The following is a 14,249-nucleotide window of genomic DNA, read 5'->3' as shown; positions in this document are numbered from 1 at the left end:
GAGTATGCTAGAAGTCGTGCATGAATTTATCGAAAAGCATCAATTGCTTGAGCGTGGTACAACTGTTGTTGTTGGCGTGTCAGGAGGTCCTGACTCGTTAGCATTGCTTCATTTTTTATGGAGCCAAAAGGAACGTTACGATATTCAACTTGTTGCCGCACATGTCGACCATATGTTGCGAGGAAAACAATCAGAAGAAGATATGTATTTTGTGAAACATTTTTGCGAACAACGCAGTATTATATGTGAGGCAACACAACTGAACGTCCCGGTATATATAGAGCAAACAGGAAAAGGTGTGCAAGAGGCAGCGCGTGACTGTCGCTATACTTTCTTTAAGCAAGTGATGTCGAAATATCATGCGCATTACGTTGCTTTAGGTCATCACGGTGATGATCAAATTGAAACGGTGCTTATGCGATTAGTACGCGGAAGTACGACAAGAGGATACGCAGGGATACCCGTAAAGCGCCCGTTTGGCAGTGGCTATATCGTTCGACCGTTTTTATGCATCGATCGAAGGCAAATTGAACAGTATTGTCGACAAAATGGATTGCATGCTCGGCACGATCCGAGCAACGAAAAGGACGATTACACGCGCAACCGTTTTCGTCATTTCGTTTTGCCTTTTCTTAAAAAGGAAAACATTCGCGCCCATGAACATATTCAACAGTTTAGCGAGATGATGAGCGAAGATGAAGCGTTTTTAGAACAATTGACAAAAGAAAAGTTGAAACATGTTGCCGATCAAAAAGAAGGATGTGTCCGTATAGATATCCTTTCGTTTATGAGCATGCCAAAACCTTTACAAAGACGAGGGATTCAACTAATATTAAACTATCTTTATGGGAATGTCCCATCGTCATTGTCTTCTATACATATAAATCAGGCGTTACAATTTTTAAAGCGGCAACATCCTTCAGGTGTGCTTCATTTTCCAAACGGATTAAAAGTTATTCGTCAATATGAGGTGTGTATATTTACGTTTCAACAGGAACAAACGAGTGAATATGAATTTCTTTTCCATGTTCCTGATACGCTCATATTACCAAATGGATGTCAACTAATCAGTCAGTTGGTTGATCACTATCCTTTCGTTGAAGGCGATGATTATGTTGTATTTGATGCTGACCAGTTGAGGCTACCCCTTCGCGTACGAACGCGAAATCATGGAGATCGTATGAAAGTGAAAGGAATGGAGCATCCGAAAAAAGTATCGCGTATTTTTATTGATGAAAAAATTCCAGCGAGCGAGCGGGCACAATGGCCAATCGTCGAAGATGCAAACGGAAACATTATATGGATTCCGGGTGTAAAAAAATCAGCTTATACAGCAACAAATATTACAAAAAATCGCTATATTGTATTACACTATAAAAAGCAATGAATGATGTAGGAGGAAAGAATATGGGTATGCATCAAGATATGGAAAAAGTTTTAATTACAGAAGAACAAATTCAACAAAAGGTAAAAGAGTTGGGAGCATTATTGACGAAAGAATATGAAGGGCGTTTTCCACTTGCGGTTGGCGTACTAAAAGGCGCAATGCCGTTTATGGCAGATTTAATTAAGCATGTAGATACATATTTAGAAATTGATTTCATGGATGTATCAAGCTATGGAAATGCAACGGTATCATCAGGAGAAGTCAAAATTTTAAAAGATTTAAACACATCCGTTGAAGGTCGCGACGTACTCATTATTGAAGATATTATTGATAGCGGCTTAACGTTAAGCTATTTAGCGGATTTATTCCGTTATCGCAAAGCAAAATCGATTAAAATTGTAACTTTGCTTGATAAACCGTCTGGTCGAAAAGCGAATATTGAGGCAGACTATGTCGGTTTTATCGTTCCGGATGAATTCGTTGTCGGTTATGGGTTAGACTATTGTGAGAAATACCGAAATCTTCCGTACATCGGTGTGTTAAAACCAGAAGTGTACAGCAAATAATTTTTTCATGCACATCGTTTGTTTTGGAACGTTTTTCTATGATACTATTGACTATAGCGTGTTTTAAGTGTGGGAGGAGGTAGGAGATGAACCGCATTTTCCGTAATACAATCTTTTACTTGCTTATTTTTCTTGTCGTCATTGGTGTTGTTAGCTTTTTGAATGGCGGCAATCAACGAGCGGAGAGGATGACGTACGATGCATTCATTACTCATCTAGAAAACGGTGATGTAAAGTATGTCTCGTTGAAGCCAGAGCGAGGAGTTTATGAAATTCGTGGACAACTCAAAACGTACGCAGAAGGACAGTTTTTTACAACTTACGTAGCCAACAGCCCGCAAGTCCTTCAACGAATTGATGAAGCGGCAAAACAGGCAAAAGTAGAAGTGTTGCCTGCGGATGAAACGAGCGGATGGGTGACGTTTTTTACGTCCATTATTCCGTTTATCATCATTTTTATTTTGTTCTTCTTTTTACTAAACCAAGCGCAAGGCGGCGGCAGTCGGGTCATGAATTTTGGCAAAAGCCGTGCGAAATTGTATAACGAAGATAAGAAACGTGTTCGCTTTAAAGACGTTGCTGGTGCGGATGAAGAAAAACAAGAACTTGTTGAAATTGTCGAGTTTCTAAAAGATCCTCGTAAGTTTGTCGAACTCGGAGCTCGCATTCCAAAAGGTGTTCTTCTCGTCGGACCACCTGGAACGGGAAAAACGTTACTAGCGAGGGCGGTTGCTGGAGAAGCTGGTGTTCCGTTTTTCTCCATCAGCGGTTCAGATTTTGTTGAAATGTTTGTCGGTGTTGGTGCTTCGCGTGTACGTGATTTATTTGAAACAGCGAAGAAAAATGCTCCTTGTATTATTTTTATTGATGAAATTGATGCGGTTGGACGTCAACGTGGTGCTGGTTTAGGTGGAGGACACGATGAACGAGAGCAAACCTTAAACCAATTGCTCGTTGAAATGGATGGATTCAGCGGAAACGAAGGAATTATCATTATCGCTGCGACAAACCGTCCTGACATCTTAGACCCTGCCCTTTTACGTCCAGGTCGTTTTGACCGACAAATTACAGTTGACCGTCCAGATGTGAAAGGTCGCGAAGCTGTTCTTCGTGTGCATGCACGCAACAAGCCGCTCGATGAGTCAGTAGATTTAAAAGCGATTGCGATGCGCACGCCTGGTTTTTCTGGTGCGGATTTAGAAAACTTATTGAATGAGGCTGCGCTTGTTGCTGCTCGGCGCAACAAGAAAAAAATTGATATGAGCGATATTGATGAAGCAACGGATCGCGTCATTGCTGGTCCTGCTAAGAAAAGTCGCGTTATTTCTGAAAAAGAGCGAAAAATTGTCGCTTATCATGAAGCGGGTCATACTGTCATTGGTATGGTGCTTGCGGATGCGGAAATGGTCCATAAAGTAACGATTGTGCCACGTGGTCAAGCTGGTGGATATGCGGTCATGTTACCGAAAGAAGACCGTTATTTTATGACGAAACCAGAGTTGCTTGATAAAATTACAGGGCTTCTTGGCGGACGTGTGGCTGAGGAAATCGTATTTGGCGAAGTAAGTACAGGAGCGCATAATGACTTCCAACGCGCAACAAGTATTGCCCGACGCATGGTTACAGAGTTTGGAATGAGTGATAAGCTTGGACCAATGCAGTTTGGTCAGTCCCATGGTCAAGTGTTTTTAGGTCGAGATTTGCATAATGAACAAAATTACAGCGACCAAATCGCATATGAAATTGATCTTGAGATGCAACGCATTATTAAAGAATGTTACGAAAAAGCAAGACGTTTACTAACAGAAAACCGCGATAAATTAGAATTGATTGCCAATACGTTGCTTGAAGTGGAAACACTCGATGCCGAACAAATTAAACATTTGTTTGAACATGGTACGTTACCAAGTCGGAATGACAACAAACAAGAAGAAGTAAAAGTAAATATTCAAACGAAAAAAGAAGAATAAAGGTGTCTCTTTTTATAAGAGGCATCTTTTTTTACCGTCGGGTTAAACGATTATGATATGATGAAAAAAGGACAAATTGTGAAAAAGTGGGGATGAGTGATGATTTTTGTATTAGACGTTGGAAACACAAACACAGTATTAGGTGTATATGATGGGGATGAGCTCAAGTTTCATTGGCGCATTGAAACGAGTCGAAGCAAAACAGAAGATGAATATGGAATGATGATCAAAATGTTATTGCAAGATGTCGGCTTGCGTTTTTCTGACATTGATGGCATTATTATTTCTTCTGTTGTGCCGCCAATTATGTTTGCATTAGAGCGCATGTGTACAAAATATTTTCATATTAAGCCGCTTATTGTAGGTCCTGGCATTAAAACAGGGTTGAACATTAAGTACGACAACCCAAAAGAAGTCGGAGCGGACCGAATCGTTAATGCGGTAGCAGGCATTCATTTGTACGGTGCACCGCTCATTATTGTTGATTTCGGTACTGCGACAACATACTGCTATATTAATGAACATAAGCAATATATGGGAGGAGCTATTGCACCAGGGATTACGATTTCTACGGAAGCGCTTTACTCTCGAGCCGCTAAACTTCCACGTATTGAAATTGCCCGTCCAGATGACATTATTGGAAAAAATACGGTTAGTGCGATGCAAGCAGGCATTTTATATGGATATGTCGGGCAAGTGGAAGGAATTGTGTCACGAATGAAAGAAAAAAGTGTCGTTCCTCCGAAGGTTATTGCAACAGGTGGGTTAGCATCTTTAATTGCTCATGAATCGAATGTCATTGATATTGTCGATCCATTTTTGACGTTAAAAGGACTACAATTGTTATATGAGCGAAACAAGAAAGGTGAGTGACAGTGATGGCAGATTATTTAGTAAAAGCGCTAGCATACGATGGTCAAGTGCGTGCATATGCTGTGCGCACAACAGAAACAGTACGGGAGGCGCAGAGAAGACATCAAACGTGGCCAACAGCATCTGCGGCACTAGGTCGTGCAATGACAGCGGGTGTGATGATGGGGGCAATGTTAAAAGGCGATAGCCAAATTACAATTAAAATTGAAGGTGGGGGACCTATTGGGCACATTCTCGTTGATAGCAACGCCAAAGGTCATGTACGTGGTTATGTATCTAATCCGCATGTTCATTTTGAATTAAATGCAAACGGAAAGCTGGATGTTGCCCGAGCAGTTGGAACGAATGGAACGTTAACCGTTGTAAAAGACTTAGGATTACGTGACTATTTTACAGGGCAAGTTCCGCTTGTATCTGGAGAGCTTGGTGAGGATTTTACATACTATTTCGTTTCCTCTGAACAAACGCCATCATCGGTTGGGGTTGGTGTGCTGGTCAATCCGGATTATACGATATTAGCGGCCGGTGGCTTTATTTTGCAACTCATGCCAGGCACAGAAGAAAAAACAATTGCACATATTGAAAAAAATTTGGCTGCCATTCCACCGATTTCAAAAATGATTGAAGGTGGTTTAACACCAGAACAAATTTTATATGCGTTACTCGGTGGGGAACAAAATGTAAAAATTCTTGAAACGATGCCTGTATCATTCGTTTGTCGTTGTTCACGTGAGCGTGTAGCGGATGCGATCATTAGCTTAGGGGCGAAAGAAATTCAACAAATGATTGATGAAGAAGGAAAAGCCGAGGCGTCTTGTCATTTCTGTAATGAAACATATACATTCTCTGCTGAAGATCTCGAAGAATTAAAAAAGTTAGCAAAACAAAAATAAATGATTGACAATTTCGAAAATAACTGATAAATTGGTTACAAATTCTATAAAAATACTCGGGATTAGAGGTGGTTAAAATGGCACGTGTAGTACAATCTATTACAGAGTTAATTGGTCAAACGCCAGTAGTAAAGTTAAATCGTATCGTTGATGAAGATAGTGCAGATGTATATTTAAAGCTAGAGTTTATGAACCCAGGAAGCAGCGTGAAAGACCGTATTGCGTTGGCGATGATTGAAGCAGCCGAGAAAGCAGGAAAAATTCACCCAGGTGACACAATCATTGAACCGACGAGTGGAAATACGGGAATTGGTTTGGCGATGGTTGCTGCTGCAAAAGGATATAAAGCCATTTTTGTTATGCCTGATACGATGAGTTTGGAGCGCCGCAACTTGCTTCGTGCTTACGGCGCAGAGCTTGTTTTAACACCAGGAAGCGAAGGAATGCGTGGAGCGATTCAAAAGGCGGAACAGCTCGCACAAGAGCACGGCTATTTTATGCCCCAACAATTTAAAAACGAAGCGAACCCAGAAGTGCATCGTTTAACAACAGGAAAAGAAATTGTTGAGCAAATGGGCGATCAACTCGATGCATTTGTGGCCGGAATCGGAACAGGCGGAACAATTACAGGAGCTGGAGAAGTGTTGCGTCAAACTTATCCAAACATTAAAATTTATGCCGTTGAACCAGCCGATTCTCCTGTGCTTTCTGGTGGAAAGCCAGGTCCACATAAAATCCAAGGAATTGGAGCAGGCTTCGTCCCGGATATTTTAAATACATCCATTTATGATGAGGTCATTACTGTAAAGACAGAAGAAGCATTTGCTGCCGCCCGTCTAGCCGCTCGCCAAGAAGGTATTTTAGGAGGGATTTCATCGGGTGCAGCGATTCATGTCGCGTTGCAAGTAGCGAAAAAATTAGGAAAAGGAAAGAAAGTATTAGCTATTATCCCGAGTAACGGTGAACGTTATTTAAGCACACCATTGTATCAGTTTGAGGAATAATTCGGCAAGAGCATTCTTGCCGAATTTTTTTTCGTGATTGTTTCTATATGTTCGTTGTACAATAAGCGTATGGACTGATGGAGAGGAGTGACATCTTTGAGCAAGCAAAGGCGAAGAGCAATGATCAAAAAGGTCACATACGCACAACATGATTGGTTTTCACAATATAAAGCTTTATCGCGACAACAGTTGCACCATGTTTTGCTTGAGAGCGGGCGAGATGGTCGATATAGCATAGTCGGTTTGCAACCATTTGCAGTGGTCATCGGTAAAGACGACAAATTAACAGTATGGCAAAAGCATCGTAATGAGACATTCGAAGGGAATATATTGCAATCGTTAAAAAAATGGTTCAATCAATGGAAAACAGACAAGTTAGAAGAAGGGCCCGATTTTCAAGGTGGAGCCATTGGCTACATTAGTTACGATTGCGCTCGTTATATTGAAAATCTTCCTTCCATTGCATGCGATGATTTAAATATGCCCGATTTGTATTTTTTAGTATTTAATGATGTGTTCGTATATGATCATCATGAATCTTCTCTTTATTTCATTACTCATTATGTAGAAGGGGAAGAACAACAAGCAAACGAACGTCTCGAGCGATACGAGCAACTATGGACAACCGACGTTTCCGACGTTCCACGTCCGTTTATTCCGAACTACGAAAAAGAAGAAACAGTTTCAATGAGCGAAGAACAGTTTATGAAAGCTGTCGAAAAAGTGCGGTCATATATTGCGCAAGGTGATGTTTTTCAAGTGAACTTGTCTGTACGACAATCGAAACGATTACTCACACATCCGTTTACGATTTATGAGAAATTACGCACATTAAATCCATCGCCGTATATGGCATATATGCATTTCCCTGAATTTCAAATCGTAAGCGGTTCTCCGGAGCTACTTGTGAAAAAGAAAGGTGAGTATGTAAGTACGCGCCCGATTGCAGGAACGCGCTCGCGCGGTAAAACGATTCAAGAAGATGATCAAATTGCCCAATCATTACTAGCAAATGAAAAAGAGCGAGCCGAACATTTAATGCTTGTTGATCTAGAGCGGAATGACCTTGGGCGTGTATGTGCGTACGGAACGGTGAAAGTAGATGAGTTTATGGTCATTGAAAAATATTCCCATGTCATGCACCTCGTCTCCCATGTTTCTGGTCAGCTTGCAGCAGGAAAAGATGCATTTGATGTTATACCAGCTGTTTTCCCAGGTGGGACGATCACAGGAGCACCAAAAGTACGAACGATGGAAATAATTGAAGAGCTAGAGCCTGTTCGACGTGGTATTTACACAGGTTCAATCGGCTGGATCGGGTTTAATGGTGATATGGAGTTAAATATTGCGATTCGGACAATGATTGCGAAAGATGGTCTTGCGTATGTGCAAGCAGGGGCAGGAATTGTCATTGATTCACAACCGCAACACGAGTATAAAGAATGTTTGAAGAAAGCGTTTGCCTTATGGAAGGCAAAAGAGTTGAGCGAAGAAGAGCATGTACAATTAAGCATGAGGTGAGCCAAATGATTTTAATGATTGATAATTATGATTCGTTTACGTATAACCTCGTTCAATATTTAGGACAACTAGGAGAAGAGCTAATTGTCAAACGAAATGATGAGGTGACGATTGCGCAAATTGAACAACTTCAACCGCATTTTTTAATGATTTCACCTGGCCCATGCAGTCCGAACGAAGCAGGTATTAGCATGGAAGCTATTGAATATTTCGCTGGGAAGATCCCGATTTTTGGTGTATGTCTTGGTCATCAGTCGATTGCACAAGTGTTTGGGGGGGAAGTGGTTCGCGCTGAACGCTTAATGCATGGCAAAACATCATCGATTTTTCATGATGGAAAAACGATTTTTACTCACATCCCTAATCCGTTTGTCGCTACTCGTTATCACTCGTTAATTGTAAAAAAAGAGACGTTGCCAGATTGCTTTGAAATTTCTGCATGGACAGAAGAAGAGGAGATTATGGCTATTCGCCATAAAACATTACCAATTGAAGGGGTTCAATTTCACCCAGAATCAATTATGACGGAGCATGGATTAGAAATTCTTAAAAACTTTATTACAATATACAGATGAAAGTGATGATATATGTTTATTTATGTCAACGGACAAATTGTAAAAAAAGAAGATGCTCGCATTTCTCCGTTTGATCACGGGTTTATGTATGGACTTGGAGTGTTTGAAACGTTTCGTATATACGATGGACATCCGTTTTTACTTGATGATCATTTAACACGTATTCAAAATGGACTTGATATGTTAAATATTTCATTTTCCATCACCCGAAATGATGTGTTGCCAATTCTTTCTCAACTATTAAAGGCAAACAGTTATCGTGATGCGTATGTGCGCTTAAATATATCTGCTGGAATCGGAGATGTAGGGTTGCAAGTAGAACCGTATACAAATCCGACGATTATTATGTATATGAAACCGATTCCGATGTTTTCAGAAGAAAAGGTATGTAAAACATTACAAGTGAGACGGAATACACCGGAAGGATCGATTCGTTTAAAGTCCCATCACTATTTAAACAATATTTTAGGTAAACAAGAAATTGGTCATCAACCAAATATAGAAGGCATTTTTCTTACAAAAGAAGGATTTGTAGCAGAAGGCATTGTCTCCAACGTTTTTTGGGTAAAAGAAGGCATCGTGTACACTCCTTCGGTGGAAACAGGTATTTTAAACGGTGTAACACGATTGTTTGTCATCGACTTGTTGCGTTCATGGGGAGTCGATGTGCAAGAAGGATATTATTCGCTACAACAACTCAAAGAAGCTGATGAAATATTTTTAACAAATTCTATTCAAGAAATCGTGCCCGTTTGTCGGCTAGACGGTGATGTATATCCCGGGAAATTTGGGGAAATGACAAGCCGTCTCCAACGCGCGTACGCCTCTTTTACCACACATTTATGGACAAGGTATGAAAGAAAGGATGAGTACGTCAATTGAGCGATGTGATTTATTGCGGAAAGCATAAACTTGATTTGGGAAAACAAACGATCATTATGGGTATTTTAAATGCTACCCCTGACTCCTTTTCTGATGGGGGAAAGTATAATCATGTAGAACAAGCTGTTGAACGTGCGAAACAGCTTGTGGCTGAAGGAGCACACATCATTGATATCGGGGGAGAATCGACTCGTCCTGGAGCTGAAAGAGTATCACTTGAAGAAGAGTTGCGTCGCGTCATCCCAATTGTAGAAGCAGTCGCTAAAGCAGTGGATGTGCCAATTTCAATTGATACGTATAAGGCGGAAGTAGCCAAACAAGCCATCGAAGCTGGAGCGACGATGATTAATGATGTTTGGGGAGCGAAAGCAGATTTGAATATGGCTCGAGTAGCTGTTCATTATGGTGTGCCAATTGTATTAATGCACAATCGTCACGATCGGAACTATAAAGATATCATTTCTGATATGATTAACGATTTAAAAGAAAGTATCCATATAGTCAAACAAGTTGGTGTGAGGGATGATCAAATTATTATTGATCCAGGTATTGGGTTTGCCAAAACAGTAGAGCATAATTTAGAAGTGATGCGTCGGTTAGATGAACTTGCAGCTCTTCGTTATCCCATTTTGTTAGGGACGTCGCGAAAATCATTTATCGGGCATGTACTGGACTTGCCGGTACATGATCGATTAGAGGGAACGGGAGCGACGGTTTGCCTCGGTATTGCAAAAGGGGCGCACATCGTTCGTGTACACGATGTTTTACCGATTGCTAGAATGGCTAAAATGATGGATGCAATGCTTGGAAAAGGGGGAAAGCATGGGCGATAAAATTTACGTTCAACAAATGGAATTTTATGGATATCACGGGGTGTTTCCAGAAGAAAATAAACTTGGCCAACGTTTTTATGTTGATGTCACCATTGAAACAAATTTAAAGCAAGCTGGTATAACGGATGATTTAAATGAAACAGTCAATTATGCACATATATACGACATATGTCAAAATATTGTCGAAGGAAAGCCGTTTAAATTAATTGAGGCTGTCGCGGAACGCATTGCTGAACAAATTTTATCCGCGTATGCAACAGTGTCATCGTGCACTGTCAAAGTGACGAAACCAAATCCACCGATTAAAGGTCACTATGCATATGTGGCGGTTGAAATTACGAGAGGACGTTAACAAATGAAACATATTTCGTATATTGCATTAGGTTCGAATGTTGGTGATCGTTTCGAATATTTGCGCAAAGCGGTAATGGCGTTACATGATCATACACATATTTCTGTTTTAGCGACATCCTCAATTTATGAAACAGATCCAGTCGGATATGTTAAGCAAGCTTGTTTTTTAAATATGGTTGTAAAGGTGGCTACATCGTTATCCCCATTTGCTTTGTTAGCAGCCACGATGGACATTGAAAAACAGTTTGGTCGCAAGCGAGATGTTCATTGGGGGCCGAGGACGTTAGACCTTGACATTTTGCTATATAATCATGAAAATATTGAAACAGAGCAACTTATTATTCCACATCCGCGTATGCTTGAACGGGCGTTTGTACTCATCCCGTTGTTTGAAATAGATGAATCTTTGATTATTCCATCTGTTCAACGGTCTTTGCGTTCATATGTCGAACAGTTATCGGATCAAGGAGTTCGTATATGGAAGAGTCGCGAAGCGGTGACGGAACTATTTATTCTTTCAAGAAAGGGGGGAGTTTAATGTTCAAAATCGGTAATGTACAAATCAATAACCCTGTCGTGCTTGCACCGATGGCAGGAGTATGTAATTCGGCTTTTCGTCTAACTGTAAAAGAGTTTGGTGCTGGACTTGTTTGTGCGGAGATGGTGAGCGATAAAGCGATCTTATTTAATAACCCGAAGACGATGGGTATGCTTTATATCGATGAACGTGAAAAACCATTAAGCTTACAAATCTTTGGTGGGGAAAAAGAAACGCTTGTACAAGCAGCTAAATATGTAGATCAACATACAAACGCCGATATTATCGATATTAATATGGGATGTCCCGTACCGAAAATCACAAAATGTGATGCAGGAGCAAAATGGCTATTAGATCCAAATAAAATTTACGACATGGTAGCAGCAGTCGTCGATGCGGTAGAGAAGCCGGTCACAGTAAAAATGCGAATCGGTTGGGATGAAAATCATATTTATGCTGTCGAAAATGCCCAGGCAGTAGAACGGGCAGGTGGACAAGCAGTTGCTGTTCATGGACGAACGCGCGTACAAATGTATGAAGGAAAAGCAGACTGGAACGTCATTAAACAAGTAAAAGAAGCGGTTAACATTCCTGTTATCGGTAACGGTGACGTGCAGACTCCTCAAGATGCCAAACGAATGCTAGAACAAACAGGTGTCGACGGTGTGATGATTGGGCGTGCTGCTCTCGGTAATCCATGGATGATTTATCGTACCGTTCGTTATTTAGAAACAGGTGAGCTCATTCCGGAACCGTCTGTGCGTGAAAAAATCGAAGTGTGTATTTTGCATCTGGATCGTTTAATTGCTTTGAAAAATGAATATATCGCTGTAAAAGAGATGCGTAAACACGCGGCGTGGTATTTAAAAGGCATTCGTGGAAATGCCAAAGTTCGCAATGCGGTAAACGAGTGCCAGACGCGTGATGAGCTTGTAACGCTGTTGATGAATTTTGTCGAAGAAGTTGAATCCAAAGAACATCATGTTGCAATAGAATCGTAGAACATACTGTCAGCAGCTTATGCTGGCAGTATTTCTTAAAAAATAAACGGTTATTGGAGTGAATTCTTATGTCGCATGAAGAATTAAATGATCAGCTGTTAGTTCGTCGTGAAAAGTTACATAAATTACGCGAGAAAGGGATCGATCCATTTGGAAAACGATTCGAGCGTACACATCAAGCAGAAGAATTGTTTACGTTATATGGTCATCTATCAAAAGAAGAGCTTGAAGAAAAGCAGATTCATGTTTCTATCGCTGGTCGCATTATGACAAAGCGAGGAAAAGGGAAAGCGGGATTTGCGCATATTCAAGATTTAACGGGACAAATCCAAATTTATGTACGTAAAGACGACGTTGGTGAAGAGCAGTATGAAATTTTTGATACATCAGATTTAGGGGATATTGTTGGTGTCCAAGGAACAGTATTCAAAACAAAAGTAGGGGAATTATCTATTAAGGTCCATTCATATGAAATGTTAACAAAATCGTTGCGACCACTCCCAGAAAAATATCATGGGCTCAAAGATATCGAGCAACGTTATCGCCAACGTTACCTCGATTTAATTATGAATCCAGAAAGTAAAAAAACATTTATTACACGCAGTTTAATTATTCAATCGATGCGTCGCTATCTAGATCAAAAAGGATATTTAGAAGTAGAGACTCCGATGATGCATTCAATTGCTGGGGGGGCTGCCGCTCGTCCATTTATTACGCATCATAATGCTTTAGATATGACGTTGTATATGCGTATTGCGATTGAGCTACACCTAAAACGTTTAATTGTTGGTGGACTAGAAAAAGTATATGAAATTGGTCGTGTGTTCCGAAATGAGGGTATTTCAACACGCCATAATCCAGAGTTTACAATGCTTGAGCTTTATGAGGCATATGCTGATTATACAGATATTATGAAATTAACAGAGGATATGATTGCGCATATTGCCCAAGAAGTGCTTGGAACGACAAAAATTCAATACGGAGAGCATGAAGTAGATTTAACACCATCATGGAAACGACTTCATATGGTTGATGCGATTAAAGAGTATGTTGGTGTTGACTTTTGGAAGCATATGAGCGATGAAGAAGCTCGTCAACTAGCAAAAGAGCATGGAGTAGAAGTAGCTCCGCATATGACATTTGGCCATATTGTAAACGAATTTTTCGAACAAAAGGTAGAACAACACCTTATTCAACCGACATTTATTTACGGTCATCCGGTTGAAATTTCGCCTTTGGCAAAGAAAAATCCAGAAGACCCTCGCTTTACAGATCGGTTTGAACTATTTATCGTTGCACGTGAGCATGCAAATGCATTTACAGAATTAAATGACCCAATCGATCAAAGGGAACGATTTGAGGCACAATTGAAAGAAAAAGAACAAGGAAATGACGAGGCGCATGAGATGGACGAAGATTTTATTGAAGCGCTAGAATATGGAATGCCTCCAACAGGCGGATTAGGAATTGGTATTGATCGTCTTGTTATGTTGTTAACGAACTCGCCATCGATCCGCGATGTATTGTTGTTCCCTCAAATGCGTCATAAATAATTTTGAGAAAAACTGGGTGAGGTGTTTTTCCTTACTCAGTTTTTCTAAAAAAATAAAAAAACATCTTGCTTAAAGATGATGAAATGTGGTATATTACTAAGCGTCCGTATTAAAGATATATTGAAGATAACATGTAAAAACAAAAAAGTTGTTGACAAGAAAAACAGTAGATGTTATATTAAAAAAGTCGCTCAAAGAGCGGCAGAGATGTTCCTTGAAAACTGAACGAAGCGAAAAGCGTTAAAGAAGCTAGAGATATGAACTTTCTATGGAGAGTTTGATCCTGGCTCAGGACGAAC

General features: G+C 40.4%; 14 protein-coding genes. All 14 read left to right on the top strand.

The genetic code is table 11. The features are described from left to right. Positions 1 to 4 precede the first annotated feature (4 nt). The 14 genes from tilS to lysS all read left to right on the top strand — a co-directional run bounded on the left by tilS (position 5) and on the right by lysS (position 13,950). Positions 5 to 1,387 (top strand): tRNA lysidine(34) synthetase TilS, encoded by a 1,383-nt coding sequence (gene tilS, locus HNR43_RS12810; protein WP_183244371.1) that lies wholly within the window; start codon positions 5 to 7, stop codon positions 1,385 to 1,387. A 20-nt stretch (positions 1,388 to 1,407) separates the two neighbouring features. Further along, positions 1,408 to 1,953, top strand: coding sequence for a hypoxanthine phosphoribosyltransferase (gene hpt / locus HNR43_RS12805; protein WP_183244369.1), 546 nt, complete (start codon positions 1,408 to 1,410; stop codon positions 1,951 to 1,953). Between the two features lie 86 nt (positions 1,954 to 2,039). After that, positions 2,040 to 3,923, top strand: a complete 1,884-nt coding sequence (gene ftsH / locus HNR43_RS12800) for an ATP-dependent zinc metalloprotease FtsH (RefSeq protein ID WP_183244367.1) — start codon at positions 2,040 to 2,042, stop codon at positions 3,921 to 3,923. A 99-nt stretch (positions 3,924 to 4,022) separates the two neighbouring features. Next, on the top strand, positions 4,023 to 4,796 hold the full coding sequence (locus tag HNR43_RS12795; protein ID WP_183244365.1) for a type III pantothenate kinase: 774 nt from the start codon (positions 4,023 to 4,025) through the stop codon (positions 4,794 to 4,796). A 5-nt stretch (positions 4,797 to 4,801) separates the two neighbouring features. Then, the gene (hslO, locus tag HNR43_RS12790; RefSeq protein WP_183244363.1) at positions 4,802 to 5,689 is read left to right on the top strand and encodes an Hsp33 family molecular chaperone HslO; all 888 of its coding nucleotides are present in this window, start codon (positions 4,802 to 4,804) and stop codon (positions 5,687 to 5,689) included. A gap of 77 nt (positions 5,690 to 5,766) precedes the next feature. Continuing rightward, entirely contained in the window at positions 5,767 to 6,693 is a 927-nt protein-coding gene (gene cysK / locus HNR43_RS12785) for a cysteine synthase A (protein WP_183244361.1), read from the top strand. Positions 6,694 to 6,813: 120 nt separating this feature from the next. Further along, the gene (trpE, locus tag HNR43_RS12780; protein WP_183244440.1) at positions 6,814 to 8,214 is read left to right on the top strand and encodes an anthranilate synthase component I; all 1,401 of its coding nucleotides are present in this window, start codon (positions 6,814 to 6,816) and stop codon (positions 8,212 to 8,214) included. Positions 8,215 to 8,219: 5 nt separating this feature from the next. Continuing rightward, the gene (pabA, locus tag HNR43_RS12775; RefSeq protein WP_183244359.1) at positions 8,220 to 8,789 is read left to right on the top strand and encodes an aminodeoxychorismate/anthranilate synthase component II; all 570 of its coding nucleotides are present in this window, start codon (positions 8,220 to 8,222) and stop codon (positions 8,787 to 8,789) included. 12 nt (positions 8,790 to 8,801) lie between these two features. Then, positions 8,802 to 9,671, top strand: coding sequence for an aminodeoxychorismate lyase (gene pabC, locus HNR43_RS12770; protein WP_183244357.1), 870 nt, complete (start codon positions 8,802 to 8,804; stop codon positions 9,669 to 9,671). Between the two features lie 56 nt (positions 9,672 to 9,727). Further along, positions 9,728 to 10,504: a dihydropteroate synthase gene (folP, locus tag HNR43_RS12765; RefSeq protein ID WP_246346326.1), complete on the top strand. Its 777-nt coding sequence runs from the start codon at positions 9,728 to 9,730 to the stop codon at positions 10,502 to 10,504. Next, entirely contained in the window at positions 10,494 to 10,856 is a 363-nt protein-coding gene (folB, locus tag HNR43_RS12760; RefSeq protein WP_183244353.1) for a dihydroneopterin aldolase, read from the top strand. The genes folP and folB overlap by 11 nt, the downstream gene beginning before the upstream one ends. 3 nt (positions 10,857 to 10,859) lie before the next feature. Further along, positions 10,860 to 11,396, top strand: a complete 537-nt coding sequence (gene folK, locus HNR43_RS12755) for a 2-amino-4-hydroxy-6-hydroxymethyldihydropteridine diphosphokinase (RefSeq protein ID WP_183244351.1) — start codon at positions 10,860 to 10,862, stop codon at positions 11,394 to 11,396. Continuing rightward, the gene (gene dusB, locus HNR43_RS12750; RefSeq protein WP_183244349.1) at positions 11,396 to 12,397 is read left to right on the top strand and encodes a tRNA dihydrouridine synthase DusB; all 1,002 of its coding nucleotides are present in this window, start codon (positions 11,396 to 11,398) and stop codon (positions 12,395 to 12,397) included. The genes folK and dusB overlap by 1 nt, the downstream gene beginning before the upstream one ends. 68 nt (positions 12,398 to 12,465) lie before the next feature. Beyond that, on the top strand, positions 12,466 to 13,950 hold the full coding sequence (gene lysS / locus HNR43_RS12745; RefSeq protein ID WP_183244347.1) for a lysine--tRNA ligase: 1,485 nt from the start codon (positions 12,466 to 12,468) through the stop codon (positions 13,948 to 13,950). Positions 13,951 to 14,249 lie beyond the last annotated feature (299 nt).

The organism is Anoxybacillus mongoliensis (genome assembly GCF_014201515.1).
Lineage (GTDB): Bacteria > Bacillota > Bacilli > Bacillales > Anoxybacillaceae > Anoxybacillus > Anoxybacillus mongoliensis.
Note: the sequence above shows the minus strand (reverse complement) of the source record. Positions and strands in the feature narration are given on the sequence as shown.

Excerpts from the sequence above, each read along its gene's own strand:
- folK (WP_183244351.1), top strand. The coding sequence starts at position 10,860 with ATGAAACATATTTCGTATATTGCATTAGGTTCGAATGTTGGTGATCGT.
- folP (WP_246346326.1), top strand. The coding sequence starts at position 9,728 with ATGGGTATTTTAAATGCTACCCCTGACTCCTTTTCTGATGGGGGAAAG.
- hslO (WP_183244363.1), top strand. The coding sequence starts at position 4,802 with ATGGCAGATTATTTAGTAAAAGCGCTAGCATACGATGGTCAAGTGCGT.
- dusB (WP_183244349.1), top strand. The coding sequence starts at position 11,396 with ATGTTCAAAATCGGTAATGTACAAATCAATAACCCTGTCGTGCTTGCA.
- pabC (WP_183244357.1), top strand. The coding sequence starts at position 8,802 with ATGTTTATTTATGTCAACGGACAAATTGTAAAAAAAGAAGATGCTCGC.
- folB (WP_183244353.1), top strand. The coding sequence starts at position 10,494 with ATGGGCGATAAAATTTACGTTCAACAAATGGAATTTTATGGATATCAC.
- tilS (WP_183244371.1), top strand. The coding sequence starts at position 5 with ATGCTAGAAGTCGTGCATGAATTTATCGAAAAGCATCAATTGCTTGAG.
- lysS (WP_183244347.1), top strand. The coding sequence starts at position 12,466 with ATGTCGCATGAAGAATTAAATGATCAGCTGTTAGTTCGTCGTGAAAAG.
- cysK (WP_183244361.1), top strand. The coding sequence starts at position 5,767 with ATGGCACGTGTAGTACAATCTATTACAGAGTTAATTGGTCAAACGCCA.
- hpt (WP_183244369.1), top strand. The coding sequence starts at position 1,408 with ATGGGTATGCATCAAGATATGGAAAAAGTTTTAATTACAGAAGAACAA.
- HNR43_RS12795 (WP_183244365.1), top strand. The coding sequence starts at position 4,023 with ATGATTTTTGTATTAGACGTTGGAAACACAAACACAGTATTAGGTGTA.
- trpE (WP_183244440.1), top strand. The coding sequence starts at position 6,814 with ATGATCAAAAAGGTCACATACGCACAACATGATTGGTTTTCACAATAT.
- pabA (WP_183244359.1), top strand. The coding sequence starts at position 8,220 with ATGATTTTAATGATTGATAATTATGATTCGTTTACGTATAACCTCGTT.
- ftsH (WP_183244367.1), top strand. The coding sequence starts at position 2,040 with ATGAACCGCATTTTCCGTAATACAATCTTTTACTTGCTTATTTTTCTT.